Source organism: uncultured Oscillibacter sp., assembly GCF_947654275.1.
GTDB lineage: Bacteria > Bacillota > Clostridia > Oscillospirales > Oscillospiraceae > Oscillibacter.
This window is the reverse complement of the sequence record NZ_CANTJS010000008.1, coordinates 43,927-67,635: the sequence shown is the minus strand read 5'-3', so window position 1 is coordinate 67,635 and position 23,709 is coordinate 43,927. Positions and strand designations below refer to the sequence as shown.

Genomic DNA, 23,709 nt, shown 5'->3' with positions numbered 1-23,709 from the left:
CATTATATTTTTCCTTATTTGTATAGGATACCATATTTTTCTTTTTCTGTCAAAAATTTTTATTGATATTACCCATCCAAAAGCCCCTTGACAACCGTCTGTAAACCTATATAATAAACATAAGTCAGAGAAATAAATTTTTGCTTACGGAGGCAGGCCATGACCAAGCGGGAACGGCAGCTTTTAAACTGGATTGAAGAGAACCCCCTGATTTCACAGAAGGAGCTGGCGGAAAAGGCGGGCATCACCCGTTCCTCCGTCGCCGTGCACATTTCCAATCTGATGAAAAAGGGATACATCACCGGCAAGGGGTACATTGTCCAGACCAGCCCCTATGTCACGGTGGTGGGAGGCGTCAACGTGGACATCGGCGGGCGGCCCTTCGGGCCCCTGGTGTCTCAGGACTCCAACCCCGGCGCGGTGCACTCCTCCCTGGGGGGCGTGGGCCGGAACATCGCCCACAACATGGCCCTGCTGGGTCTGGACGTACGGCTGGTGACGGCCTTCGGAGACGATCTCAACGCCCAGAAGCTGGCGGCCAGCTGCGGGGAGCTGGGCATCGACATCTCCCAGTCCCCCGTCATTCCCGGAGGCCGGACCTCCACCTATCTGTTCATCAACAACCAGGGGGGCGACATGGCCCTGGCGGTCAGCGACATGGAAATCTACCGGCATCTGACGCCCCGGGTGCTGGCCCAGCGGCAGAAGCTGTTCAGCGCCAGTCAGGTGCTGGTGATAGACACCAACATCCCGGAGGAGAGCATCGTCTGGCTGGCGGAAAACGCCGGCGTCCCCATTTTTGCCGACCCGGTTTCCACCGCCAAGGCGGCGAAGCTGAAACCGGTGCTGGGCCGTCTCCACACCCTGAAGCCCAACCGGCTGGAGGCGGAACTGCTCTCCGGCGTGCCCATCACCGGCGAGGCCAGCCTGAACCGGGCGGCGGACGCCCTGCTGTCCACCGGACTGCGCCGGGTATTCATCTCCCTTGGCGGCGACGGCGTCTTTGCCGCCGACCACAACAGCCGCCGCCATCTGTCCTGCCTGCCGGCGAATCTTGTCAATACCACCGGCTGCGGAGACGCATTCATGTCCGCCATTGTCTGGGCCTATCTCCAGGGTACGGACCTGGCGGACACCGCCAGGGCGGGCCTGGCCGCTTCCGCCATTGCCATGGAGGGGGAGGGGACCATCAACCCGGCTATGAGTGAAGACGTGCTGAAAAAACGACTCGGCTGAATCATTAGGAATGAGGAATGAGAAATTGTTCCATCATTTTAATTTTTTCTATTTCCTAATTCCTAACTTCTAATTTCTAATTACTAATTTAAAATGGAGGCTTTACAATGAATCTGAACAAATACCTGGACGTTGCCCCGGAAGTAAAGGAAGCCCTGGCCGCCGGAAAGCCCGTGGTTGCCCTGGAGTCCACCATCATCTCCCACGGCATGCCCTATCCCCAGAATGTGGAGACCGCCCTTCAGGTGGAGTCCATCATCCGGGAGAACGGGGCCGTCCCCGCCACCATCGCCGTTCTGGGCGGGCGGCTGAAGGCCGGTCTTTCCCGGGATGAAATCGACTATCTGGGCAAAACCGGCACCGCCGTGGCCAAGGCCAGCCGCCGTGACCTTCCCGTCCTGGTCGCTCAGGGCAGGGACGGCGCCACCACCGTTACCACCACCATGATCATCGCCCACATGGCGGGCATCTCCGTCTTCGCCACCGGCGGCATCGGAGGCGTCCACCAGGGCGCCGAGACCACCATGGATATCTCCGCCGACCTGGAGGAGCTGGCCCGGACCCCCGTCATGGTCATCTGCGCCGGGGCCAAGTCCATTCTGGATTTGGGTCTGACTCTGGAGTACCTGGAGACCCACGGCGTCCCCGTGATTGGCTACGGCACCGAAGAGCTCCCCGCCTTCTACACCCGGAAGAGCGGCTTCAACGTGGATTACCGCATCGACACCCCCGAGGAGCTGGCTAAAACCTTCCATGTCAAGCAGGACATGGGTCTGGGCGGCGGCATGCTGGTGACCAACCCCATTCCCGAGGAGTTTTCCATGGATGCGGATACGATTAACAAAGCCATCAGCGAGGCCGTGGAGGAAGCCAAAAAGCTGGGCATCCACGGCAAGGAGACCACGCCCTTCCTTCTGGCTAAAATCAAGGACCTCACCGGCGGCGATTCCCTGGCCAGCAACATCCAACTGGTATTCAACAACGCCCGGCTGGCCGCAAAGACGGCGGCGGCCCTGTCGAACCTTGCCAAGAACTGATTTCTGTGATAAAATGGACCGGCTGGGCGCTCCAGCCGGTTTTTTTGTATCACGCCGGAGGTCTGATTTTTGAGGAAGAAAATCCCACGCGGACGAAAGCTGGTTCTTCATGCGCTCCTCTCCCTTTTTTGTGCCGCGCCGGGAGCTTAATTTTTGAGGAAACAAATCCCACGCGGACGAAAGCCGGTCCTTCACGAAAACCCCTTCCCCTTTTTGTGCCGCACCGGGGGAAGAATCCCCCGGACCCCCTCTTTTTCGTGCCGCCTTTTTTGTGCCGCACCGGGAGTCTGATTTTTACGAGCTCTGTCCCACGCGAACGAAAGCTGGTTCTTCATGCTCCCTTTCCCTTTTTACGCCGAGCCCTGATTTTTTGGGGGCTCCAGTCCCCCGCGGCCGATGATTTTTGAAAAGGAGACCAGGCCTTATGACGGACATTTCACCGCCGGAGCGGGAACTGCTGAGTGGAATACGGAAACGGCCCTGCATGTATACAGGGGAATATTCTCTGCCCCGCCTGCGAAGCTTCCTTGACGGGTATCATGGCGCCTTGGCCCTCCATGGCCTGGACGGCAGCTTTTGCATTCTCCCCGGGGAGTTTCACGGCTTCGTGACGAAGCGGTACGGCCTGCCCGGCCCCATGGGCTGGTGTCTGGCGATTCTGGAAAACGTACCCGACGGAAAGGAGGCTGTCGAGACCTTCTTCTCCCTGCTGGACGAGTTTCTGGAGGCAAACGGCCTGGAGCCCATAGAGTCTGTTTGAAAACCAGCGGAATGCCGGATTGGGGCAGGCTTTTTCGTCAGGCAAGGCGATTGGACGCGGGAATCCTGACGGATTTCAAGTCCAATCAACGCTGTCCTGACGGAAAAGGATGCCCTGAGACGGCGTTTTGACGGTTTTCAAACAGGCTCTAGGTCCATAGCCCTGAAATCTGCATGTTTTGGAGGTATTTCCATGTACATAACCGCTCTTTCCGCCGAAAAATTTTCCTACGCGCCGGAGGCCCAAACCAGTTTTCTCTGGGCCGTCGTCGGCTCTCCCTGGGGGCTGCTGGCCTGCTGGCTGGTCCTCATCAATCTCATCGCCTTCTTCGTCTTCGGCCTGGACAAGTGGAAGGCCAGGCGGAAGGAGAAAAAGGAATCCGTCCGTCGGGTCCCGGAGAAAAACCTGCTGCTTCTGGCGGCGGCGGGGGGCAGCATAGGGGCCCTGCTGGAGATGAAGGTCTTTCATCACAAGACCCTTCACCGCGCCTTCAAAATCGGCGTGCCCCTGATTCTTGCCTTGCAGCTTCTGATTCCCTTCGGGCTGTGGCTCTATTTCGGCGTCATCCGCTGACACGCCTGGCTCCGAGGGATAACGTTTGCGTTCCGGGGCCGGACGCGCTGGGGATTTTTTCCTCGGCAGAGCGTTGAGAAGTCACCCGTGTATTTGTTCAAACAGCCAAAAAGCGCCGATTGTCTCGAAAAAACATTGACATTTGTCCTGTAAGATGATAAGAATTATATAATACTCAGCCGCCCGGGAGAAGGTAGGGAAGCGCAAACGTTTTCCCCTGCGCCGGCAGCTGTGTTTCCGTCCGCTTTCAAGCGGGCGGTTTTCGGTATCCGAAGGGGACCCGGCCGGGGTTCCTTTCCTATTATGTAATACGTTTTTGTTTAGCGGGAAGGAGCGGGGAACTGTGATCCAGGGATTGGACTATCTGCGGGAGCTCAACACAGTCTCGGTGCTGCTGCGGCTGACGCTGGCCATGTTCTGCGGCGGCATGATCGGGCTGGAACGGGCGCGGAAGCACCGTCCGGCGGGCTTCCGGACCTATATGCTGGTGTGCATGGGGGCGGCGCTGACCATGCTGCTGAGCCAGTATGAAAACTTTATGCTGCATCACCCCTGGGCAGAGCTGGCGGCGGATGTGGGCATCCGCACCGACGTCAGCCGCTTTGGCGCCCAGGTCATCAACGGCATCGGCTTTCTGGGCGCAGGCACCATTCTGGTCACCGGACAGCAGAAGGTGAAGGGCCTGACCACGGCGGCGGGCCTGTGGGCCTCGGCCTGCATGGGTCTGGCGGTGGGCGCGGGGTTCTACGAGTGCGTGGCCCTGGCCTTCGTGCTGATTTTCGTGGTGGTGCACCTGCTGCCGGCGGTGGAGCTGTATGTCATTGTCAACGCCCGGAATATGAACATCTATGTGGAATTCCAGAATCTGGACAACGTGGCGGAAATCATCAACCGCATCAAGGCCTATGACGTGACCATCTACGAGGTGGAGGTGGATCATGGAAAGCTGTCCCTGTCCCAGCATCCCAACGCGATTTTTTCCCTGCGGATGAACCGGAAGGGGTGCCGCGCCAAGATTCTGGCCTCCATCTCGGAGCTGAAAACCGTCCACCTTGTGCAGGACATCTGATTGGGAGGGAACACGTATGTTATCTGTATTTGACGGCCTGCGGGACGTAACGGCGGCGTCTGTGGCGCTACGCATGGTCATGGCCGCCGTCTGCGGCGGCATCATCGGCATCGAGCGGGAATTCAAGCGCCGCCCGGCGGGCTTCCGGACCCATATCCTGATCTGCCTGGGCGCCGCCATGACCACGCTGACCAGCCAATATCTCTACCTGGTCATGGGCCAGTATACCGACATGGCCCGGCTGGGGGCCCAGGTGGTGGCGGGCATCGGCTTCATCGGCGCGGGCACCATCATCGTCACCCGGCGGCAGCGGGTGAAGGGCCTGACCACGGCGGCGGGCCTCTGGGCGGCGGCCATCATCGGCCTGGCCCTGGGCGGGGGCTTCTATGAGGGCGGCCTCTTCGCCACGGCCCTGATTATGATTGCGGAGCTGTTTTTCTCCCGGCTGGAATACCGGATGCTGAAAAACGCCCCGGAGGTCAATCTCTATGTGGAATACAGCTCCAACCACACCATGGACATTCTGCTCCACGACTTCCGGGAGCAGGGCCTGAAAATCCTCAACATGGGCATCATCCACTCCGATTCCAACGAGCGCCACAACGCCTGCGCCATCTTCACCCTCCGGCTCCACAAGGGCCTGGACGTGGAGCACGTTCAGGCGGACATCAAATCCACCGCCGGCGTGGTCTCCGTGCGGGAGCTGTGACGGACAGCCGCTGTTTCAGAGCCTGTTTAAAATCCATCGAAACGCCGTCTCAGGGCATCTTTTTCCGCCGTTGCTGCGTTGGTTTGACTTGAAATCCGCCAGGATTCCTGCATCAAACCGCCTTGCCCGACAGAAAAATCTGCCCCAATCCGGCACTCCGCCGGATTTTAAACAGGCTCTCAAACCCGGGACGGCGGCTTTTTCGTTTCCGCTTTTTCGTCCCCGCTTTTCGTCCTCTGCCGGAGAATGTCCGTCGTTCCATGGCGGACATTTTGTGAAATACGACCATTGACAAGCCGGGCTTCAGCATGATAAAGTATTACCTAATTTCATAACGGCAGCTGAACTTCCTGGCATCTCCCTTTCCGCTTCTGCGGAAAGCCGGACGCAATCCTTCATCTCCGGCGGCGTGTACCGCGCGGCGCGGAAAGCCAGGGATAGGCGCGGCTCTGGAGAAGCCCGGAAACGGGGACCGAAGGTGTAAGGCGGACGGCAGGAAGCAGGGAACGCCCCTCCGCCGAATCTCTCAGGTAAAAGGACAGAGGGGAATGCTTTCCGGCGGGGTGTGTCCGCCGGGGACTGTTGCTTTTTGCGGGAGCCGGGGCCGGCTTCCGCCTTCTTTTCTGCGCGGGGGCCCAGAGGCCGTTGATCTGCAACGGAGGGATATTTATGGAAATCATCAACAGCATCCTGGGCTTTTTGTCGGGCCCGCTGAACGACTTCGCGTGGATGTACACCTTCCTGCCCTGCGCCATCCTGGGCGGACTGTTCCTGACCATCCGCAACGGCGGCGTCCAGTTCCGCCACTTCGGCCACGCCATGAAAAACACCGTGGGCAGGATGTTCCAGAAGCAGGAGGCCGGCCACGGCGCGATAACCCCCATGCAGGCCGTCACCACCGCCCTGTCCGCCACCGTAGGCACCGGCAACATCGTGGGCACCTCCCAGGCCATCGCCATGGGCGGATACGGCGCGGTGTTCTGGCTGTGGCTGGCGGCCCTGGTGGGCATGGTCACAAAATACTCCGAGATTGTCCTGGCCATTAAGTACCGGGAGCGGGACGCCAAGGGCGACTGGGTGGGCGGCCCCATGTACTACATTTCCAAGGGCCTGGGCAAAAACTGGCGGTGGCTGGCGGTGTTCTTCGCCGTCTTTGCCACCCTGGCCTCCTTCGGCATCGGCAACATGTCCCAGGTAAACAGCATCACCGGTTCCGTCATTGGCGCGTTTTCCGCCTTCACCACCGTCAGCGCCGGTGTGGAATCCGCGCTGAAATGGCTGATGGGCATTGTCCTGGCCCTGCTGGTGGCCGTCATCCTCCTGGGCGGCATCAAGCGCATCGGCGCGGTGACGGAGAAGCTGATCCCCTTCATGAGCGTTTTCTACATCCTGTTTACCCTCATCGTCATCGGGGCCCACGCCGGCAATATCCCCGGCGCTCTGGGCAAAATCTTCTCCACCGCCTTCACCCCCCAGGCCATCGGCGGTGCGGCTGTGGGCATCACCTTGAAAAACACCGTCATCTGGGGTCTGCGGCGCAGCGCCTTTTCCAACGAGGCGGGCCTGGGCTCCGCGGCCATTGCCCACGCGGCGGCGGACACCAAGGGCCCCGTGAATCAGGGCCTCTACGGCATTTTCGAGGTGTTCGTGGACACCATCGTCATCTGCTCCCTCACCGCCCTGACCATCATTTGCAGCGGCGTGGAAATCGGCTTTGGCACGAAACCCGGCAGTGAGCTCATCACCGCCGCCCTGGCCACCGTGTTCGGCGGCAAATTCGCGGCGCTCTTCATCGCCATTGCCCTGGCGCTGTTCGCCTTCTCCACGGTGCTGGGCTGGTCCCTGTACGGCACCCGCTGCATTCAGTACCTCTTCGGCCACAAGGCCGTTCCGGTCTTCCAGGTTATTTTCATCGCCGTGGTGGTGGTGGGCTGCGTGTCTCCCCTCAGCTTTGTCTGGGACGTGGCGGACACCTTCAACGGCCTCATGGCCATTCCCAACTTCATCGGGCTCTTCGCCCTCTCCGGCGCAGTGGCCGCGGAGACGAAGAACTATTTCGGGAACAGGGACCGTCTGCATTAACGGCTCATCCGCCGCGGACTTTTCCGCGGACTTTTCCGCGGACCCCCCAAGGACGGGCCGGTCCCGCCTCTCAATGTGAAGCGCGGCCCACAAACCGGCGCAAAAGACCCGGAAGCACTGCTTCCGGGTCTTTTTGATTGCTCCGCCGGTCCCGCGGCTCCGCCTTTTCCTCCGCTGTCGGCCTCATCGCTGCCAAAACCGCGGCATGGAGATGGGAAACCGACGCCTGCCCTGTCCGCAGGCCCGGGTCATCCCCGGAGCCGCCGGGCTCCTTCCTCGCCATAGGGGAGCACAAAGGTGGGGATTCCCTCTGACGGAGGCGCAATGGCGTACATGGGGAAGAAGAAGGCCAGGCCCTCCTCCGTCAGGCAGTAATTCTGGGAATTGAAGCTCTTCCGCAGAGCCCGCCGCCAGCCCTCCCGCCAGCGGGCCGCCCCGGCCCGCTCCCGGCGCTGGATTTCCTCCGCCGCCAGGGCCAGCAGCCTCTTTTTCCAGCGGCTCCCGGCGGGAAAAAAGTCTCCCAGGGGCACGGGGTAGCCCGCCGCCAGATCCCAGGTGTCCCCCCGGCGGGTCAGCAGGGCCGGTCCGCTTCCCGTCTGCTCCCGGGACTGGGTGCACAGGCTCCAGAGCCCGCCCCCGTTCCAGGTCACCCGGTATCCCAGTTCCGCCCGGAACTCCGGCAGCGGCCCGCTGGCCTCCAGCGCCGCCCGGTAGGCCGCTTCCGCCTGGGGCAGCAGCCAGCTCCCGCAGTATCGGAGAAAGGCCCGGCATTGCAGCTGATAGTAACGGTGGATGCGTCGGGACACCTTGCCTGTCAGCGGGTCCGGCTGGGGGAGGGACACCGCCGCCGTCAGCACCGGGACCCCCTCCACCGTCCATTCCCGCTCCGCCGTGAAGGGCGCCGTATTCAGCTCCGACAGAGCCCCCTTGCCGTTGTCTCTCATATTGCCCCGCGCTCCTTTCCCCTGCTCTGCTCTCAGCTTATGCCGGAGCGGGGGCAGAGGTTCCCCTTCTGTTTTCCTCCGCCGGGTCATACGGGGCATAAAAATTTTTGCGCGCCCTCTTTACTTTCATACTCTGAAATGTTAAAATACCGGGTAATGATGCCCCGCCTCCGGGCAGGGTTTTCCTTATGGAATCAAAACGGGACACTTTGGGGAGGTTATCGTGAAAATCGGAAAGAAGGAGAAAAGCGGACAGCTTTACAGGGCGATTCTGCAATTGCGGAGCGAAGAAGAGTGCTATGATTTTTTTCAGGACCTGTGCACCGTGTCGGAGCTGCGGTCCATGGAACAGCGCTTTGAGGTAGCGTCCCTGCTGGACGACGGCATGATTTACAACGACATTCTGGAGCGCACCGGCGCCTCCAGCGCCACCATCAGCCGGGTAAACCGCTCTCTGAACTACGGCACCGGGGCCTATGCCCGGCTCTTCGCCCGGATGAAGGAGGATACATGACCCGGGATTACGAGGCCCTGGCCTCCAGCTATGACGGGCTCATGACCGGCGGGCAGTACCGCCGCCGGGCGGCGTTTCTGGTCCGGCGGCTGAGGCGGAGCCCCATTCCAGTGGAAACCGTTCTGGACCTGGGCTGCGGCACCGGAACCATCGCCTGCCTGCTGGCGGAACGGGGCTTTCGGGTGCTGGCGGCGGACGAGTCCGAAGACATGCTGGCCCAGGCCTCCGTCAAGGCGGAGGGGCTGGAGCGCCGGCCTCTGTTCCTCCGGCAGTCCATGACCCGGCTCCGTCTGGCGGAGCCGGTGGACGGGGTGGTCTCCACCATTGATTCCCTGAACTACCTCACCAGGGAGCGGGACCTGCGGGAGACCTTCCGCCGGGTCCGGCGGTGGCTGAAACCCGGCGGGCTGTTTCTCTTCGATGTGAACACGCCCGCTAAATTCCGCCGGATGGACCGCCAGGTCTATCTGGACGAGACAGAAGACAGCTTCTGCGCCTGGCGGACCTTTTTCTCGGAGCGGACCCAGATCTGCACCTATCAGGTGGACCTGTTCCGCCGGCTGCCCGGCGGGACCTGGGACCGGAGCTTTGAGGAGCACCGGGAACGGGCCTGGAGCGAGGAAACCCTGCGGGCCTGTCTGGCGGACGCGGGCTTTTCCGCCGTCGGCCTGACCGGCGATTTGTCGGACCGGCCGCCGGAGGCGGGGGAGGACCGCTGGCAGTTTCAATGCAGCTAGTAGGGGCCGGGCTCTGTCCCGGCCCGTCTGCCGGGCAGACGGCGGGGCCCGCCGCTGTCTCACGCAAATCAGGAAAATAAAGGAGTAGCCATGAGCGACCAACTGATACGCGCCATCTCCAAAGATGGCTTTATGAAGGTCTCCGCCGTCTCCACCCGGGGACTGACGGAGCGGGCCCGGCAAATCCACCGAACCCTGCCGGTGGCCACGGCAGCCCTGGGCCGCCTGCTGGCGGCGGCGTCCATGATGGGCAGCGCCCTGAAGGAGGACGGCGCCAGCGTAACCCTTCAGGTCAAGGGCGGCGGCCCCCTGGGGACGCTGCTGGCGGTGTCGGACAACCTGGGAAACGTCCGGGGCACGGTGGACAACCCGGCGCTGGACCTGCCCCTGCGGGAGGACGGCAAGCTGGACGTAGGCGCCGCCGTGGGCAACCAGGGCGCTCTGACGGTCATCCGGGACCTGCGCATGAAGGAACCCTATATCGGCAGCGTGGGGCTGCTGTGGGGGGAGATTGCCGAGGACATCGCCCTTTATTTCGTGGAGTCCGAGCAGGTGCCCTCCGCCTGCGGCCTGGGGGTCCTGGTGGATCGGGATCAGAGCGTGCTGGCGGCAGGGGGCTATCTGGTGCAGATGCTCCCCGGCGCGCCGGAGGAGTTGGCGGAGCAGGTGGAGGCCGCTCTGCGCTCCGCCGGGGCCGTGACGGAGCTGCTGCGGACGGACCCGGACCCGGAATCCCTGATGCGCCGGGCCCTGAAGGGCTTTGATATGGAGATTCTGGAGAAAAGCCCCATTGAATACCGCTGCGACTGCAGCCGGGAGCGGATGGAACGGGCGCTGATCAGCCTGGGCCCCCAGGAGCTCCGGTCCATGATTGACGAGCAGGGCGGCGCGGAGCTGACCTGCCGGTTCTGCGACAATGTCCAGCGCTTTACGGGGGAGGAGCTGGAAGCCCTGCTGGCGGACATGGGTGCTTCCTCCTGACGCACCGCGGAAGGGGAGGAGGGCGGTCCGCCCTCCTCCCGCCGGGTCCTTTCGGACGCTTTGGCAGAAAAACGGATTTTTTCAAAATAGTGCTTGACAAAGCGGGAGTGTTTTTGTATAATAACCCTTGCCGTTTGACGTGAGCGGCGACCCGGGAGCATAGCTCAGCTGGTTAGAGCATCTGCCTTACAAGCAGGGGGTCACTGGTTCGAGTCCAGTTGTTCCCACCAGCTTTTTCAGATCGTTCAGGCAGTCACGTCTTTTATCTGGCCCGGTAGTTCAGTTGGTTAGAACGCTAGCCTGTCACGCTAGAGGTCGACGGTTCGAGCCCGTTCCGGGTCGCCATTTCCGCGAGATGGGACACTGTCTCGCCGCCCTCCGGGGCATCCGCCCAGATAGCTCAGTTGGTAGAGCAGTGGACTGAAAATCCACGTGTCGCTGGTTCGATTCCGGCTCTGGGCACCATATGCGGGCATAGCTCATCTGGTAGAGCGCCACCTTGCCAAGGTGGAGGTAGCGAGTTCGAGCCTCGTTGCCCGCTCCAGCTTTGAAATTTCCAACGCTGCTCCGTTTCCCGCCTGCGGACGGAAAACCGCGCTGTGTTGGAAATTTCTTCGTTTCCCCTCCGCAGACTCTCCGCCGGTTTGCAGGCGGAGGGAGATAAACACCGGTCTCCCGGACCGGGGGAGGCGGGGAACCGCAGTCCGGAAACAGGCGCAAAAAAAATTTGAGAAAATTTAAAAAAAGGGTGGACTTTTTCGGAAGGTTCGCATATAATAGGGTGTAGACGGTGACATAGCCAAGTGGTAAGGCAAGGGTCTGCAAAACCCTGATTCCCCGGTTCAAATCCGGGTGTCACCTCCAACATCGGAGCAAGCGATTTACAGCTTGCTCCGATTTTTTGTGTTTTCAGGTCAAAGTATGTTTTTTCTGCCGCTGAGGGCTTTCCTTCCTATGGGCGGAAAGCTGCGCCATACCGGGATTTTTTCGCGTTCCACCGGGATTTGCCCCGCCGGATTCCCGGCGGACAGGGGACGGGCTCTGTCCCGTCCTCCGGAAGTCCGGCGCTTTCAACCGGGAGCCCGGCGGTTTCAAAAAGCAGGGCAGAGCCCGCCCGCCTCACCCGCCTATAGCTTCATCATTGCTGCCAGGGGGCCGGCCCGTTTGTCGGAAATTTTCACGCTTGCTGTGGTGTCTGCTCACATAAACCACATGAGCGGACACACCACCGTCCGCCTGGATTCTCCGGGTCCGCGGCGGAAGGGATGAGGCGCAGAGCGTCCCTGTCACACCCCCCCCGCGTTTTGCCGAAAATTTCGCAGCGCAAAAGCTCCCCCTGCCACAGGGCGGCAGGGGGAGCTTTCTCTTTGAGGGCAGCCGTCTCCGGCCTCTTATCACTGGTACCGGTACTGCATGCCGGTATACTGCTCGATGCAGCTGAAAAACAGGTCCCGGTTCCGGAACTCCAGCAGCTTACAGTTTTCCTCCTCATGGAAGGACACGATCCGGCGGCTGGTGTCGACCCAGACCCGCCACAGGTTTTCACTTGTTCTTGTTTGCTCCATAGGGAGGCTCCTTTCACGAAAATTCTCGTTTCTTGTGGATGGCACCGTCTATTATATAAGACGATTCAGAGGGCGGTTTTGTTTCACCGTTTTCAAAAAAAGTTCTAAAAATTTTTAAAATTTTTTCAGGAAAGTTTTCAGAAACTTCAGGACTCCTTCACTCCCGCGCCTCCAGGGCCTCCAGGGCCTCCAGCTCCGCCGCGACGCCGGCCCGGAGGGCGTCCCAGGCCTCCGGGTGCTCCACATAGTACAGGGGACACTGCTTTCCCGTCACGTCATAGTGGCGGATGACGTCCTCCTCCGGGTCCAGACGAAACTCCCGGCACAGCCAGGCCGTCAGCTCCACCACCCGGTCATAGGTCTCGGGGCCGTACCGGCCCGCCCGGTCAGGGTGGCAGACCTCGATGGAAACCGTGTCCCCGTTCCGGCTGTTGGAGGCGTAGGCAATCTCATCCAGGGGCACGCACTGAATCACCTCCCCCTCCAGCCCCACAATGAAATGGCTGGAGGCGTAGGTCTGAAGGTGCCCGTCGGCCAGGGACTCAAAATAATTCCGGTTGGCCTGGGCGGTGGTGCCGGGGTTGCCCACGTAGTGAAGCACCACGCCGTTCACCCGCTCCAGCGGCTCCCCGGGCCGGGACCACGGGTTGACGGTCAAAAAATCCTCCCGCACATAGTCCGGCGTGTTCTTCGACACCTCTGCCGGGTCCGGGTGGCTCCGGATTTTCCCCAGGGCGGCAAGGGCCACCGCCAGTGTCAGAACCGCCAGCACGGCGCAGAGCGCAAGGACCCGCGCATCCGGGTCCCTGCGCTGTCTGCGGCGGGGTTTTTCCTGGGCTTCCGCCCTCCGCCGGTTTTCAGACCAGAGGAGGGCGTCCTGTTCGTAAGGTCCGTACTCCATGGCTCAGAAATCGCTGTCCGGGCCGTCGCCGGGCTCTGCATATCCGCCGCTGAGCCCGGCGGTATCGTGGGAATAGGCGGTATACTCATAAAGATATTCGTCATACTCATCGGGATACCCGCCGTCCTGAACATCGCCGGCCTGTCTCATAGTCTGGTATTCCATCTGCGTCATCAAACGGCGGGTCCCGTCCAGAAGACCCATGTCCTCCAGAGCCTGAAGCGTCTCGGTGCAGTAGATGGAGAGCACTATGGATTCGCTGTCGCCATAGGTCTCTCCGCTGTACACCTCGGTGGCCTTCTGAGTGATGCTGTAATAGAAGGACAGCTTGCCCCGGTAGACGGCCCGGTCCTCCTCCTCACCGCTGTCCGCCAGGAAGGTTTTGCCGAAGTGCCCCGCCTGGATGTCCCGGAGGACGGCGGCCTCCAGCTCCCGGGCCTGGTCCGGGGTCAGCTCCAGGTTCTCGAATTCCCGGGTCTGGCTGTTATAAACCTCTTCCACATAGCCGCCGGTGACCCGGGCGGTCACGGAGCTGTCCCGGGACATGGGGAAGATGTTGGCCTCCTGAACCGCCGGGTCACAGGCCAGCTCCCGCAGCTGCTCAAGGGCCTCAGACTGAAGGCCGTCGGAATAGCTGAGAGCGTATTGACGGGTCACATATTGGCCGCCGTCCCGGAGCCTGTAGCCCAAATATACGTGTCCATACCGGTTTCCGTCGCTGTCCAGCTGCGGTTTCTCCTCCAGAATCGCGCCGTGGAGGTCCAGAACCCTCTGAATGGCGGCGGGGTCCGCGATACCCGCGCTGATGCTCCGGCCATAGTCGCTGTAAAGGCTGAGGCTGACGCTCTCCAGCTCCCCGGCCTCCGGTCTCCAGGATTTCACCCCCGCCGGGTCCAGAGCGATGACGGCGCAGACGGCGGCAGCGGCCACCACAGAGGCCAGCGCCCCTTTCCAGCTGCCCCGGAAGACGTGGAAGGACTTGGCCAGCAGCATGGACGCGATGTAGTACCCCACCAGCCCGGCGGCGGCCATGCACACCGCCATGGGGAGAGGCATCACGGTGCTGCCTTTCTGGAAGCTGTTGAAGAAGAGGTGATAGAGGAGGGTCCCCCCGGTGACGGCGGCGCAGAGGGCCACGCCGTAGCGGAAGACGGGCTTCATCCAGCCCACGGCCACCACGTCCCCGGCGCACTCGCTGCGGCGGCGGCGGTAGAGCAGCCACGCGCACCCCAGCAGGACCACCCCCGCCAGGGCGTAGACGGCGATGACCCAGCCGTTCTCCAGCGTGACGGACTCAAGGGTGCGCTCCACCCAGCCGTCGGGGCTTACCGTGTCCTGAAACTCCGTATGGGTGTTCAGACCCTTATAGTCCAGGAAAAAGACGGTGGGAGACAGGAAATCAAGAACGCCCTGATAGGTCGAGCTGACGCCGTAATAAAACTGGCTCATCAGCTCCATCACCAGCCACTCTGCCGCCGCGGCCAGGAAGTGGAAGATGAAATAGAAGGCGGCAAAGGCAAAGGGATTGCCGGTGACAAAGGCGATGAGGGTGGCGACGGCAAAGTAGAAGAAGCTGAGCCCCAGCACTCCCAGAACGGTCACCAGCACCCCCACCGGCTCAAAGAGTCCCCCGAGGAGAGAGATCAGAATCATCAGGCCCCCGGTGACGGCATAGGGAATCAGCATCATGGCCAGGCCCGAGAGAACATTGGTGACAAACAGGCCCTTCCGGGTGATGGGCAGGGCGTGGTACAGGCTGACGCTGCGGTGGTTATAGAGATAGTTCCACACCGCCAGGGCGCAGAGAACCCCGTAGAGCAGGGAAATGATCGGCACGGCGTAGTGCAGCACCTCGTAGTAAATCGCGGTCATATCCAGGGGCTGCATGCTGTGGGAGCGGAAGCCCTCGTGAATCAGCGCGGCCAGCGCACAAAGGGGCGCCAGGGCTCCCAGGGCGGACGCGCCGCCCCACAGGGGCCAGAAGCGCATGAGGTTTTTCCGAAACAGGGTCGGATTAAAGTACGATGTCTTTAACTGCATAGTCCGCGCCTCCCAACTCATAAATGAAAATTTCCTCCAGGGTCAGCGGCACCGCGTCCACCAGCAGGGGACTGTGTACCGACAGCAGATTCTGCGCCTCTCCGGCGCTCATGCGCATAATCAGGGTATGAACCCGGCCCACCCGGGATGCGTGGAGCACCGGCAGGTCCGCCGGGACTTCGCCGCCGTCCCGGAACACAACCTGGAGCTTTACCATGTTGTCCTGGAGCTGGGCCAGTGACCGTTCCAGCAGAACCCTTCCGTGGTCCAGAATGCCCACGTGGTCGCAGACGTCCTCCAGCTCCCGCAGGTTGTGGGAGCTGACCAGCACCGTGGTTCCCCGCTGGGCCACGTCCCCCAGCACCAGGGACCAGACCTGACGCCGCATCACCGGGTCCAGGCCGTCCACCGGCTCATCGAGAATCAGATAGTCCGGCATGCAGCTCAGCATCAGCCAGAACGCCGCCTGCTTCTGCATGCCCTTGGAGAGGCGGCGCAGGGCGCGCTTCTCGTCAATCTCGAAGACCTCCTTCAGCTTCTCATAACGCTCCATGGAGAAGCCCGGATAGAAGCCCCGCATGAACCTGCACATATCCCGGATGGTGGCCTGGGGGAAATAATACCAGTCGTCGGGGATGGCGGCGGTCCGGGCCTTCAGGCCCTCGTTCTCCCAGACGTTCCCGCCGTCTATGGAGATTGTGCCTGCGTCCGCCTGGTAGATGCCCGTCAGGCACCGGATCAGGGTGGACTTTCCCGCACCGTTGGGACCCACCAGCCCGTAAACGCTGCCCTGGGGCACCGTCAGAGTGACTCCGTCCAATGCGGCAAAGCCGCCGAAGCGTTTCACCGCGTCCTTAATCTCAATCATTCCGCGTCCTCCTTTCTCAGGCGGGCCGGCCCGCCTGCTGTCGCTTCTTCAAGAAGCGACAGCAATTCTCCCTGTCCAACGCCCAGATACCGCAGTTCCGCCAGCAGCTCCCTGGCCTTTTCCATCAGGTCCCGCCGCCGGCTGTCGTCGGCGTCCGGGTCTCCGGTGGCAAAGCTCCCCTTGCCGGGGACGGAATAGATGTAACCCTCTCCCTCCAGCTCGTTATAGGCCCGCTGAATGGTGTTGGGGTTGATGGACAGCTGTGTCGCCAGAGCCCGGACCGACGGGAGTTTCTCGTTGGTGGCGATAGCTCCGGTGACGATCAGCTTCCGCAGTCCGTCCTTGATCTGCTCGTAGATAGGACGGGAGTCCCGATAATTCAGGCTGATCATCGCGCCTTCCCTTCCGCGGGGCGGCGGCCCCGCAACTGTATTAACTGTACTAATACGGATAGGATATCACGACGGAACCCGGTTGTCAAGAGCGGGTTGTAAAAAAAGTCAGGGCGTGGTAGAGTGGGATATATTTTGAATGGGAGGCGGAGCATATGGAAAAAATCATCCTGATCCGAGGAAGCAGCACAAACGAGGTAAACGAGTATCTGGAAAAGGGCTGGAGCGTTAAAATGATGAAAACCGTGAACGACGCCACAACCAACCGCTTTTATGCCTATGTGGTCCTGGAAAAGGAGGACGAATAGATTTTTCGAGGAAAATTTTTGTACTTTCTCCGGAAAAGGCGGAAATTCCTCTTTACAACCGCAAACGACTGTGATACAGTGATTAGGACCGTCTAACGGCGGCGAAACAACACCCCCCGGCCCTTTGTTCCGAGGAGCTTCACCGGCCCGGAGCACAGTCCCGCGGGGGAAAACTTGGAAAGGTGGAAACACACAATGCTGCGCAAGGAACAAAAAACCGAAATTATCAACGCCAACCGCACCCACGAGACCGACACCGGCTCTCCCGAGGTTCAGATTGCCATCCTGACGGAGCGCATCAACGTTCTGACCGAACACATGCGCCAGAACCCTCAGGACAAGCATTCCAACCGGGGTCTGCTGAAAATGGTCGGCAAGCGCCGGAGCCTGCTGGACTATCTCCAGAAGAAGGACGTGGAGCGTTACCGCGCTCTGATCGCCAAGCTGGGCATCCGCAAGTAAGGAGCAAACGGGTGACGGAGAACTCCTCCGTCACCTTTTCGCGCCCCTCCTCGCGCCTCTTCCTCGCGCCTCTTCCCCGCGCCTCTTCCCTGTTCCCCATTCCGCGGGAGCCGCCGCTTTTTGTGTTTGAAAGCGCGCCCAATCTCCTGGTTTGGACTTGCTTTCAAATGCGAAAAGGACTGCACCCGCCCACCAACAGAAAAAGGAGCAATATTATGTCAACCATCATCACTCAGAGACAATTCCCTAACTACCGCAAGTACGAAATGGAGCTGGCGGGCCGTCCCCTCACCCTGGAGGTGGGCAAGCTGGCCGAGCTGGCCAACGCCGCCGTCATGGTGGGCTATGGCGACACCCGGGTTCTGGTCTGCGCCACCGCCTCCGCCCGCCCCCGGGACGGCATCGATTTCTTCCCCCTCAGTGTGGACTTTGAGGAGAAGCTCTATTCCGTGGGCCGCATCCCCGGCAGCTTCAACCGCCGGGAGGGCCGTCCCGGCGAAAAGGGCGTGCTGACCAGCCGGGTCATCGACCGTCCCATCCGTCCCCTGTTCCCTCACGATTTCCGCAACGACGTCTCCATCATGGCCACCGTCATGAGTGTGGACCACGACTGTTCCCCCGAGATCTGCGGCCTCATCGGGGCCTCCGCCGCCCTGGCCATCTCCGACATCCCCTGGCATGGCCCCGTAGGCGCTTTGAAGGTGGGCCTGGTAGACGGCAGGCTGGTCCTGAACCCCACCAGCGAGGAGCGGAAGGTCTCCGATCTGGACGTGACCGTGGTCTCCACCGACAGCAAAGTGGTCATGATTGAGGCCGGAGCCAACGAAGTGGACAACGACACCATGTTTAAGGCCATCCAGCTGGCCCACGAGGAAAACCAGAAGCAGGTCCAGCTTATTAACAAAATGGTCTCCGAGATCGGCAAGGCCAAATTCGACTATCCCCACGCCGATTTTGACGAGGATCTGTTTGAGAAAATTGTCTCCGCCACCATGGAAGATGCCAAGGCCGCCATGGACACCGACGACAAAAACGTCCGGGAAACCCGGTGGAACGCCCTCATTGAGAAGTGGCACGAGCTGTTCCTGGACGAGTACCCTGAGATGGACAAGTACCTGGACGAGATCACCTATAAGTTCCAGAAGAAGATTGTCAAGGCCTGGCTGCTGGAGGGCCACCGGGTGGACGGACGGCAGAAGAACGAAATCCGTCCTCTGGGCTCCGAGGTGGGCATTCTGCCCCGGGCCCACGGTTCCGGCCTCTTTACCCGGGGCCAGACTCAGGTTCTGTCCGTCGTCACCTTGGACACCCTTTCTGCCAATCAGAAGCTGGACACCATCTGGGAGGAGACGGAGAAGCGCTATATGCATCACTACAACTTCCCCGGCTACTCCGTAGGCGAGGCCAAGCCCGCCCGTTCCCCCGGCCGCCGAGAGATTGGCCACGGCGCTCTTGCCGAGCGGGCCCTCCTTCCCGTCATCCCCGATGTGGAGACCTTCCCCTACGCCATCCGGGTGGTGTCTGAGGTGGTGAGCTCCAACGGCTCCACCTCCCAGGGCTCCATCTGCGGCTCCACTCTGGCGCTGATGGACGCCGGCGTGCCCATCAAGGCCCCTGTGGCCGGCATCTCCTGCGGATTGATTCAGGACGACGACGGCGGATTCACCACCTTCATCGACATCCAGGGCGTGGAAGACTTCCACGGCGAAATGGACTTCAAGGTGGCGGGCACCAAAAAGGGTATCACCGCCATTCAGATGGACCTGAAAAACGACGGCCTCACCATGGAGATCATCAAAAACGCCCTGGAGATCACCTATGACGGCCGGTGCCAGATTCTGGACCAGATTATGATTCCCGCCATTGCCGAGCCCCGGAAGGAAGTGAGCCGCTACGCCCCCAAGATGATTACCATGCACATCGACCCGGACAAAATCCGGGACGTCATCGGAAAAGGCGGCAGCGTCATTCAGAAAATTGTGGCGGACACAGGCGCAAAAATCGACATCAACGACGACGGTTCCATTTTCATCGCGGGAATAGACGCCACCTCCTGCGACGCCGCGAAGAAATGTATCGACGACATTGTCTTCGTGCCCGAAATCGGGGCCCTGTACTATGGCCGGGTGGTGCGTCTCATGACCTTCGGCGCCTTCGTGGAGCTGGCCCCCGGCAAGGACGGCCTGGTGCACATCTCCAAGCTGGCGGACCACCGCATTGAGAAGGTGGAGGACGCCTGCAAAATCGGGGACATGATGTGGGTGAAGGTCACCGACATCGACGAAAAGGGCCGGGTAAACCTGAGCCACAAGGACGCCGTCCGGGAAATCAAGGCCAAGGAGGCCAAGGGCGAGCGCATCCGGTAATAAACGCCATCCAGACTCGAAAGGGACCCCTCCGGGGGTCCCTTTTTTGTGCTGTCCGCATAATCTGGAACAGTTCACTTTTGTTTTTGGAAGAGGCGTTGAAAAATCCGCCGGGCTGTGATATGCTGTATAGGAAATCAATCCCCGGCGCATGGGGAAACGGGAGGACGCCGATATGAAAAAAAGAATCTGCTCTTTGCTGCTGGCCCTGGCGCTGGTCTGCTCCCTGCTGCCGGGGGCGGCGCTGGCGGCGGGGGAGACCCCTGCTCCGCCTGCGGATGGGACGATCCATACAACCACCGGCGGATTTGAATTTATCTTTCAAAGCGGCGGCTGGACCGTGAAGAGCTATACCGGAAGCTCGTCCACCGTGACGGTTCCAAAGCAGGTAGAGGGCTATGACATCACCGCCATTGGCGATCATGCCTTCTCCGCAAACAAAAATATCACCACCGTCTCCCTTCCCAAGGGCGTCGTCTCCATTGGGGCGGGTGCGTTCAACGAGTGTTCCAAGCTGACCAAGGTGACCATCCCGGCGGGAGGCCTGACCTCCATTGGGGATAAGGCCTTCTTCAAGTGCGGGCTTCTCAGCTCCATCGCCCTGCCCTACGGCCTTACCAGCATCGGCGCCTCCGCCTTCTCCGAGTGCGCCAAGCTGACCGCCGTAACCCTTCCGGATACGCTGACCTCTATTGGAGCAGAGGCCTTTTTCGGCTGCGGCCTGACCACCATCACGGTTCCCGGCAGTGTGACCACCATAGGGGACGCCGTATTCCAGAACTGCGGGAATCTCACCACCGTGAACCTGGGGGGCGGTCTCGCCTCCATTGGAAACAAGATGTTCCTCGGGTGCGCGAAGCTGACAAAGCTCGTCATTCCCGACAGCGTCATCAGCATCGGCACAGCCGCGTTCAAGAACTGCGGCCTGACCTTAGCCATCGTCCCCGAACAGGTAACGAGCCTTGGCGCTGAGGCCTTTTTCGGCTGCACGAATCTGAAAACCCTCTGCATCCCCGGCAAAATCACCGCTCTTCCCCCGAACGCCATCACCGGCTGCACCAGCCTGACCACCATCCACTATACCGGCACAGGCGATTTAGGCGGTCTGCCTCCGGCCGCTGATGGAGCGGCAGGCATCGCCGTTCACCACGCCGCCGCCAGCTCCGAAAAGAAAACCAATTCCAGCTGCTCCGTGGAGGGCACCATGGAGGCCCGTGTCGTCTGCACAACCGTGGGCTGCAAGGAGACCCTGCCCGTTGAGCTGCGTCCTGTGGCCAAGGAACCCCATACGCGTGTCGATTTTCCCGAAACCCCGTCTGGATGCGACACGCCGGGAAAGACCGCCTGGATCGGGTGCCAGGTCTGCAAGCTGGAAATCGACTCTCCGAACACCACCGAGCCTCTGGGCCATAAGCCCAAGACTACTGATACCGTGGAAACCAAGGACCCCACCTGCAGCGAGCCGGGCTACAAAATCACCAGTCAGGAATGCGAGCGCTGCGGCAAGACGCTGCAAAGCTCCAGAGAAGACTTTGAAGCCACCGGCAATCATGTAAAAGCGGCCCAGCCTAAAGAGACCATTGTCAGCCCCGCCACCTGCGGCGAGCCTGGTGAGAAGCTTTTACAGGATGTCTGCGAAACCTGCGGCACAGACATGGGCGATCCCCAAACCGTGGAAATTTCCGCCACCGGGAATCACACCTGGGGGGATACGCCTGTATCCAAGGTCATCACCGAGCCCACCTGCACCACGAAGGGACAGAAACAGACGGGCACTCAGTGCACCGTCTGCGAAACAATGGACTCCTCCACCGTGACGACGGAAGACATCGACATGCTTCCCCACCAGCCCGACGAGAATCAGGAAATCACAGTCACCTCCACCGCCACCTGCACGGACGCCGGCAAAAAGACCACCGCGGCCACCTGCAAGGAATGCGGAAACCCCTACACCCTGGAGGAGGACGAGGCGGCCCTGGGCCATGACTGGAAGACGCTGACGGACCCCGTGGTCACAAAACCCGCCACCTGCACGGAGGCGGGCCAGCAGACCAGCGGCGTGCGGGTCTGCCAGCGGGAAAACTGCCCCTCGAAGGGAACCGACGGCAAGCCCTATCAGGACCCGGCCAGCGGAACGGCGGAGACCATCCCCGCCCTGGGCCACAACCGGGAGGAAACGGTGGAGGATGAGGCGGCCAGCAAGGCCCCCACCTGCACCGAGGCAGGTGTGAAGGTCATCAAGGCCACCGTCTGCACCCGCTGCAGCGCCGCCATTCCCGAGGAGCGGACGGAGCTTCCCGCCGCCGGACACACCAAAGGCGCCGACACCGTGGAAAAGGTCATCACGGAGGCCACCTGCACCGAGTCGGGTCTGTCGGAAGTCGGATTTACCTGCACGGTCTGCGGGGAGCCTGTGGACAGCGTAACCACCGCGGTTCCCGCCAAGGGCCACACCTACGGCGAGTGGACCGTCATCAAGGAGGCCACCGCCACCGTACCGGGCAGCAGGGAGCGGACCTGCTCCGTCTGCCAGAACAAGGAGACCGAGGAAATCCCCGCCACCGGCTCCTCCAAGCCGGAGGACCCGGACGACGAACGCGAATATGACATCGACCTCATCCGCACCTCCAACGGCTCTGTGACCCTGCCCACCCATGCCGCCGCCGGTGAGACGGTGGTCATCAGGGTCTACCCCTATTCCGGCTATGAGCTGGACTGGATTGAGGTCACCCGGTGGAACGGACGGGAAATCCGGCTGTACAGCAGCAGCGACACCCGCTATACCTTCACCATGCCCAGCGCCGACGTGGAGGTCCGGGCCTACTTCACCCGCATTTCCGACTCCTATCATTCCAGCTCCTCCGGCACCTGGAGGCCCAGCACCTCGACATCCACGTCCACCCCGTCCCCCGGGCCTCAGACGGTCATTCAGCCCGCGCCCCAGGCCAGCGGCTACACCGCCGGCTTCTCCGACGTGCCCGCCGGCCACTGGGCGTCGGGTGAAATCGGCTGGGCCTCTCAGAACGGCTATATGAGCGGCGTCGGAGGCGGACGGTTCAACCCCAGCGGCAGCATCAGTCACCGGCAGCTGTGGATGGTCCTGGCCCGGTTTATGGGGGTCTATCCCTCCGATATGGAGGCCGCCCGCGTCTGGGCCGTGGAAAACGGCTTTGCGGTGGGAACGAATCCCGTCTCTCCCGTCACCCGGCAGCAGCTGGTAGTGGCCCTGTACCGCACCGCCCGGCTCTCCGGCTCCCTCAACGGGAACACCGCCAGCCTCGCCAAATACGAGGACAGCCGCCTTGTGTCCGCCTCGGCCCGGAACGCCATGAGCTGGGCCGTGGCCAATGGAATCATCAGCGGCAACGCCAACGCCTGTCTGAATCCCAACGGAACCGTGACCCGGGACCAGTTCGCCGTGATTCTCTTCCGGTTCAGCCAGAGGCGATGAAAGAGTGGAGAGTTGAGAGTTGAGATCAAGAGATTGGTGAAACAAACACGGGGCGGGCCTTACGGTCCGTCCCGTGTTTTCGTTTTTCGGAAAGGGGGAGGGGCGTGTTTCTGTTCTGTCTTTCGGAAGTGCCAACGGAAAAGAGCCGGGACAGAGCCCGGCCCCTGCATGAAATCTCCAGGCAGGTTTTCAGAGTCTTCTGGCGCTCTGAAAACCTGCCCGCCTGCCGGAAGGCAGGCGGGGCGGGCCTTACGGTCCGTCCCGTTTTTCCGTCTCCAGCTTCCGCAGATAGTTCCGCAGGACGAGATTGACATAGGAGGAAAGCTGCCGGTCGTCCTCCTCGGCAAGAATACGGAGCTTTTTGACCACTTCCTCATCCAGAGAAAGGCTAACCTTAACTTTTAAGGGCTTATAGGACTCCACTGCTATCACCTCTGAGAAAAAGATAGCAGAAATTAAGATAAAATCTTGACAAATCCTACCAGGTAGTATAGATTCTTACTCAGGGGGTGTTGTATGATGACACAGGATGAGAACATAAAAGGACGGATGTACGCTATTCTCTGCGGAGCCATGGACGACGCTTTGACTCTGCTGGAAAACGGTCTCGCCCAGGAGGCCCGCCGGGTTCTTCTGGCCGGACTGGAGCGGGCGGAAAATCTCTATCTGCTGGAGGCGGAAGAACCCGCCCAAGCCAATACAAGGAGCTGATTG

22 protein-coding genes, 5 tRNA genes and 1 riboswitch are annotated in these 23,709 nt (G+C 61.1%); of the genes, 20 read left to right on the top strand and 7 right to left on the bottom strand.

The window, feature by feature from the left end:
• The first annotated feature begins 159 nt into the window (after positions 1–159).
• The 7 genes from Q0063_RS03625 to Q0063_RS03595 all read left to right on the top strand — a co-directional run bounded on the left by Q0063_RS03625 (position 160) and on the right by Q0063_RS03595 (position 7,466).
• On the top strand, positions 160–1,236 hold the full coding sequence (locus Q0063_RS03625; RefSeq protein WP_297870610.1) for a PfkB family carbohydrate kinase: 1,077 nt from the start codon (positions 160–162) through the stop codon (positions 1,234–1,236).
• 107 nt (positions 1,237–1,343) lie between these two features.
• Positions 1,344–2,273 carry a pseudouridine-5'-phosphate glycosidase gene (locus tag Q0063_RS03620; protein WP_297870609.1) on the top strand — a complete coding sequence of 310 codons (930 nt, stop codon included), beginning with the start codon at positions 1,344–1,346 and terminating at the stop codon, positions 2,271–2,273.
• Positions 2,274–2,697: 424 nt separating this feature from the next.
• Positions 2,698–3,033, top strand: coding sequence for a hypothetical protein (locus Q0063_RS03615; RefSeq protein WP_297870608.1), 336 nt, complete (start codon positions 2,698–2,700; stop codon positions 3,031–3,033).
• Between the two features lie 192 nt (positions 3,034–3,225).
• Positions 3,226–3,606: a DUF1294 domain-containing protein gene (locus Q0063_RS03610; RefSeq protein ID WP_367180322.1), complete on the top strand. Its 381-nt coding sequence runs from the start codon at positions 3,226–3,228 to the stop codon at positions 3,604–3,606.
• A 343-nt stretch (positions 3,607–3,949) separates the two neighbouring features.
• Positions 3,950–4,675 carry an MgtC/SapB family protein gene (locus Q0063_RS03605; RefSeq protein WP_297870607.1) on the top strand — a complete coding sequence of 242 codons (726 nt, stop codon included), beginning with the start codon at positions 3,950–3,952 and terminating at the stop codon, positions 4,673–4,675.
• 16 nt (positions 4,676–4,691) lie between these two features.
• Positions 4,692–5,384, top strand: coding sequence for an MgtC/SapB family protein (locus tag Q0063_RS03600; protein WP_297870606.1), 693 nt, complete (start codon positions 4,692–4,694; stop codon positions 5,382–5,384).
• A 439-nt stretch (positions 5,385–5,823) separates the two neighbouring features.
• Positions 5,824–5,936: riboswitch (glycine riboswitch) on the top strand.
• 117 nt (positions 5,937–6,053) lie between these two features.
• A complete protein-coding gene (locus Q0063_RS03595; RefSeq protein ID WP_297870605.1) occupies positions 6,054–7,466 on the top strand; it encodes a sodium:alanine symporter family protein in 1,413 nt (470 codons plus the stop codon).
• Positions 7,467–7,714: 248 nt separating this feature from the next.
• Here Q0063_RS03595 and Q0063_RS03590 read toward each other — a convergent pair whose 3' ends face one another.
• Positions 7,715–8,410, bottom strand: coding sequence for an RsiV family protein (locus Q0063_RS03590; RefSeq protein WP_297870604.1), 696 nt, complete (start codon positions 8,408–8,410; stop codon positions 7,715–7,717).
• Positions 8,411–8,630: 220 nt separating this feature from the next.
• Between Q0063_RS03590 and Q0063_RS03585 the strand changes: the two genes are divergently transcribed.
• The 8 genes from Q0063_RS03585 to Q0063_RS03550 all read left to right on the top strand — a co-directional run bounded on the left by Q0063_RS03585 (position 8,631) and on the right by Q0063_RS03550 (position 11,506).
• Positions 8,631–8,924: a YerC/YecD family TrpR-related protein gene (locus Q0063_RS03585; RefSeq protein ID WP_297870619.1), complete on the top strand. Its 294-nt coding sequence runs from the start codon at positions 8,631–8,633 to the stop codon at positions 8,922–8,924.
• A complete protein-coding gene (locus Q0063_RS03580) occupies positions 8,921–9,661 on the top strand; it encodes a class I SAM-dependent methyltransferase (protein WP_297870603.1) in 741 nt (246 codons plus the stop codon). Before Q0063_RS03585 ends, Q0063_RS03580 begins: the two co-directional genes overlap by 4 nt.
• A 90-nt stretch (positions 9,662–9,751) precedes the next feature.
• Positions 9,752–10,642: an Hsp33 family molecular chaperone HslO gene (gene hslO, locus Q0063_RS03575; RefSeq protein ID WP_297870602.1), complete on the top strand. Its 891-nt coding sequence runs from the start codon at positions 9,752–9,754 to the stop codon at positions 10,640–10,642.
• Between the two features lie 153 nt (positions 10,643–10,795).
• A tRNA-Val gene (locus Q0063_RS03570) sits at positions 10,796–10,872 on the top strand.
• 38 nt (positions 10,873–10,910) lie between these two features.
• Positions 10,911–10,987 (top strand) — tRNA-Asp (locus tag Q0063_RS03565).
• A 44-nt stretch (positions 10,988–11,031) separates the two neighbouring features.
• Positions 11,032–11,107: transfer RNA gene (locus Q0063_RS03560), tRNA-Phe, on the top strand.
• Between the two features lie 3 nt (positions 11,108–11,110).
• Positions 11,111–11,186: transfer RNA gene (locus tag Q0063_RS03555), tRNA-Gly, on the top strand.
• A gap of 245 nt (positions 11,187–11,431) precedes the next feature.
• Positions 11,432–11,506, top strand: a tRNA-Cys gene (locus tag Q0063_RS03550).
• Positions 11,507–12,036: 530 nt separating this feature from the next.
• Here the strand turns inward: Q0063_RS03550 and Q0063_RS03545 are convergent.
• The 5 genes from Q0063_RS03545 to Q0063_RS03525 all read right to left on the bottom strand — a co-directional run bounded on the left by Q0063_RS03545 (position 12,037) and on the right by Q0063_RS03525 (position 16,408).
• Positions 12,037–12,207: a hypothetical protein gene (locus Q0063_RS03545; RefSeq protein ID WP_297870601.1), complete on the bottom strand. Its 171-nt coding sequence runs from the start codon at positions 12,205–12,207 to the stop codon at positions 12,037–12,039.
• Between the two features lie 157 nt (positions 12,208–12,364).
• Positions 12,365–13,108, bottom strand: coding sequence for an N-acetylmuramoyl-L-alanine amidase family protein (locus Q0063_RS03540; protein ID WP_297870600.1), 744 nt, complete (start codon positions 13,106–13,108; stop codon positions 12,365–12,367).
• A gap of 3 nt (positions 13,109–13,111) precedes the next feature.
• Entirely contained in the window at positions 13,112–15,148 is a 2,037-nt protein-coding gene (locus Q0063_RS03535) for a hypothetical protein (RefSeq protein ID WP_297870599.1), read from the bottom strand.
• Positions 15,123–16,016, bottom strand: a complete 894-nt coding sequence (locus Q0063_RS03530) for an ABC transporter ATP-binding protein (RefSeq protein WP_297870598.1) — start codon at positions 16,014–16,016, stop codon at positions 15,123–15,125. Before Q0063_RS03530 ends, Q0063_RS03535 begins: the two co-directional genes overlap by 26 nt.
• Complete coding sequence (locus Q0063_RS03525; RefSeq protein ID WP_297870597.1) at positions 16,013–16,408, bottom strand: GntR family transcriptional regulator; 396 nt, start codon at positions 16,406–16,408, stop codon at positions 16,013–16,015. The genes Q0063_RS03530 and Q0063_RS03525 overlap by 4 nt, the downstream gene beginning before the upstream one ends.
• A 155-nt stretch (positions 16,409–16,563) precedes the next feature.
• Here Q0063_RS03525 and Q0063_RS03520 point away from each other — a divergent pair, with 155 nt between their 5' ends.
• From Q0063_RS03520 to Q0063_RS03505, 4 genes are all read left to right on the top strand, one after another.
• Positions 16,564–16,716 carry a hypothetical protein gene (locus tag Q0063_RS03520; protein ID WP_297870596.1) on the top strand — a complete coding sequence of 51 codons (153 nt, stop codon included), beginning with the start codon at positions 16,564–16,566 and terminating at the stop codon, positions 16,714–16,716.
• Positions 16,717–16,911: 195 nt separating this feature from the next.
• Entirely contained in the window at positions 16,912–17,178 is a 267-nt protein-coding gene (gene rpsO / locus Q0063_RS03515; protein WP_297870595.1) for a 30S ribosomal protein S15, read from the top strand.
• A 215-nt stretch (positions 17,179–17,393) separates the two neighbouring features.
• Positions 17,394–19,544 carry a polyribonucleotide nucleotidyltransferase gene (locus Q0063_RS03510; protein WP_297870594.1) on the top strand — a complete coding sequence of 717 codons (2,151 nt, stop codon included), beginning with the start codon at positions 17,394–17,396 and terminating at the stop codon, positions 19,542–19,544.
• A 175-nt stretch (positions 19,545–19,719) separates the two neighbouring features.
• Complete coding sequence (locus Q0063_RS03505; RefSeq protein ID WP_297870593.1) at positions 19,720–22,995, top strand: leucine-rich repeat protein; 3,276 nt, start codon at positions 19,720–19,722, stop codon at positions 22,993–22,995.
• A gap of 249 nt (positions 22,996–23,244) precedes the next feature.
• Here the strand turns inward: Q0063_RS03505 and Q0063_RS03500 are convergent, their stop codons facing one another.
• Positions 23,245–23,418 (bottom strand): toxin-antitoxin system protein, encoded by a 174-nt coding sequence (locus Q0063_RS03500; RefSeq protein ID WP_297870592.1) that lies wholly within the window; start codon positions 23,416–23,418, stop codon positions 23,245–23,247.
• A gap of 93 nt (positions 23,419–23,511) precedes the next feature.
• Here Q0063_RS03500 and Q0063_RS03495 point away from each other — a divergent pair, with 93 nt between their 5' ends.
• Positions 23,512–23,706, top strand: a complete 195-nt coding sequence (locus tag Q0063_RS03495; RefSeq protein WP_297870591.1) for a hypothetical protein — start codon at positions 23,512–23,514, stop codon at positions 23,704–23,706.
• The last annotated feature ends 3 nt before the right edge of the window (positions 23,707–23,709 follow it).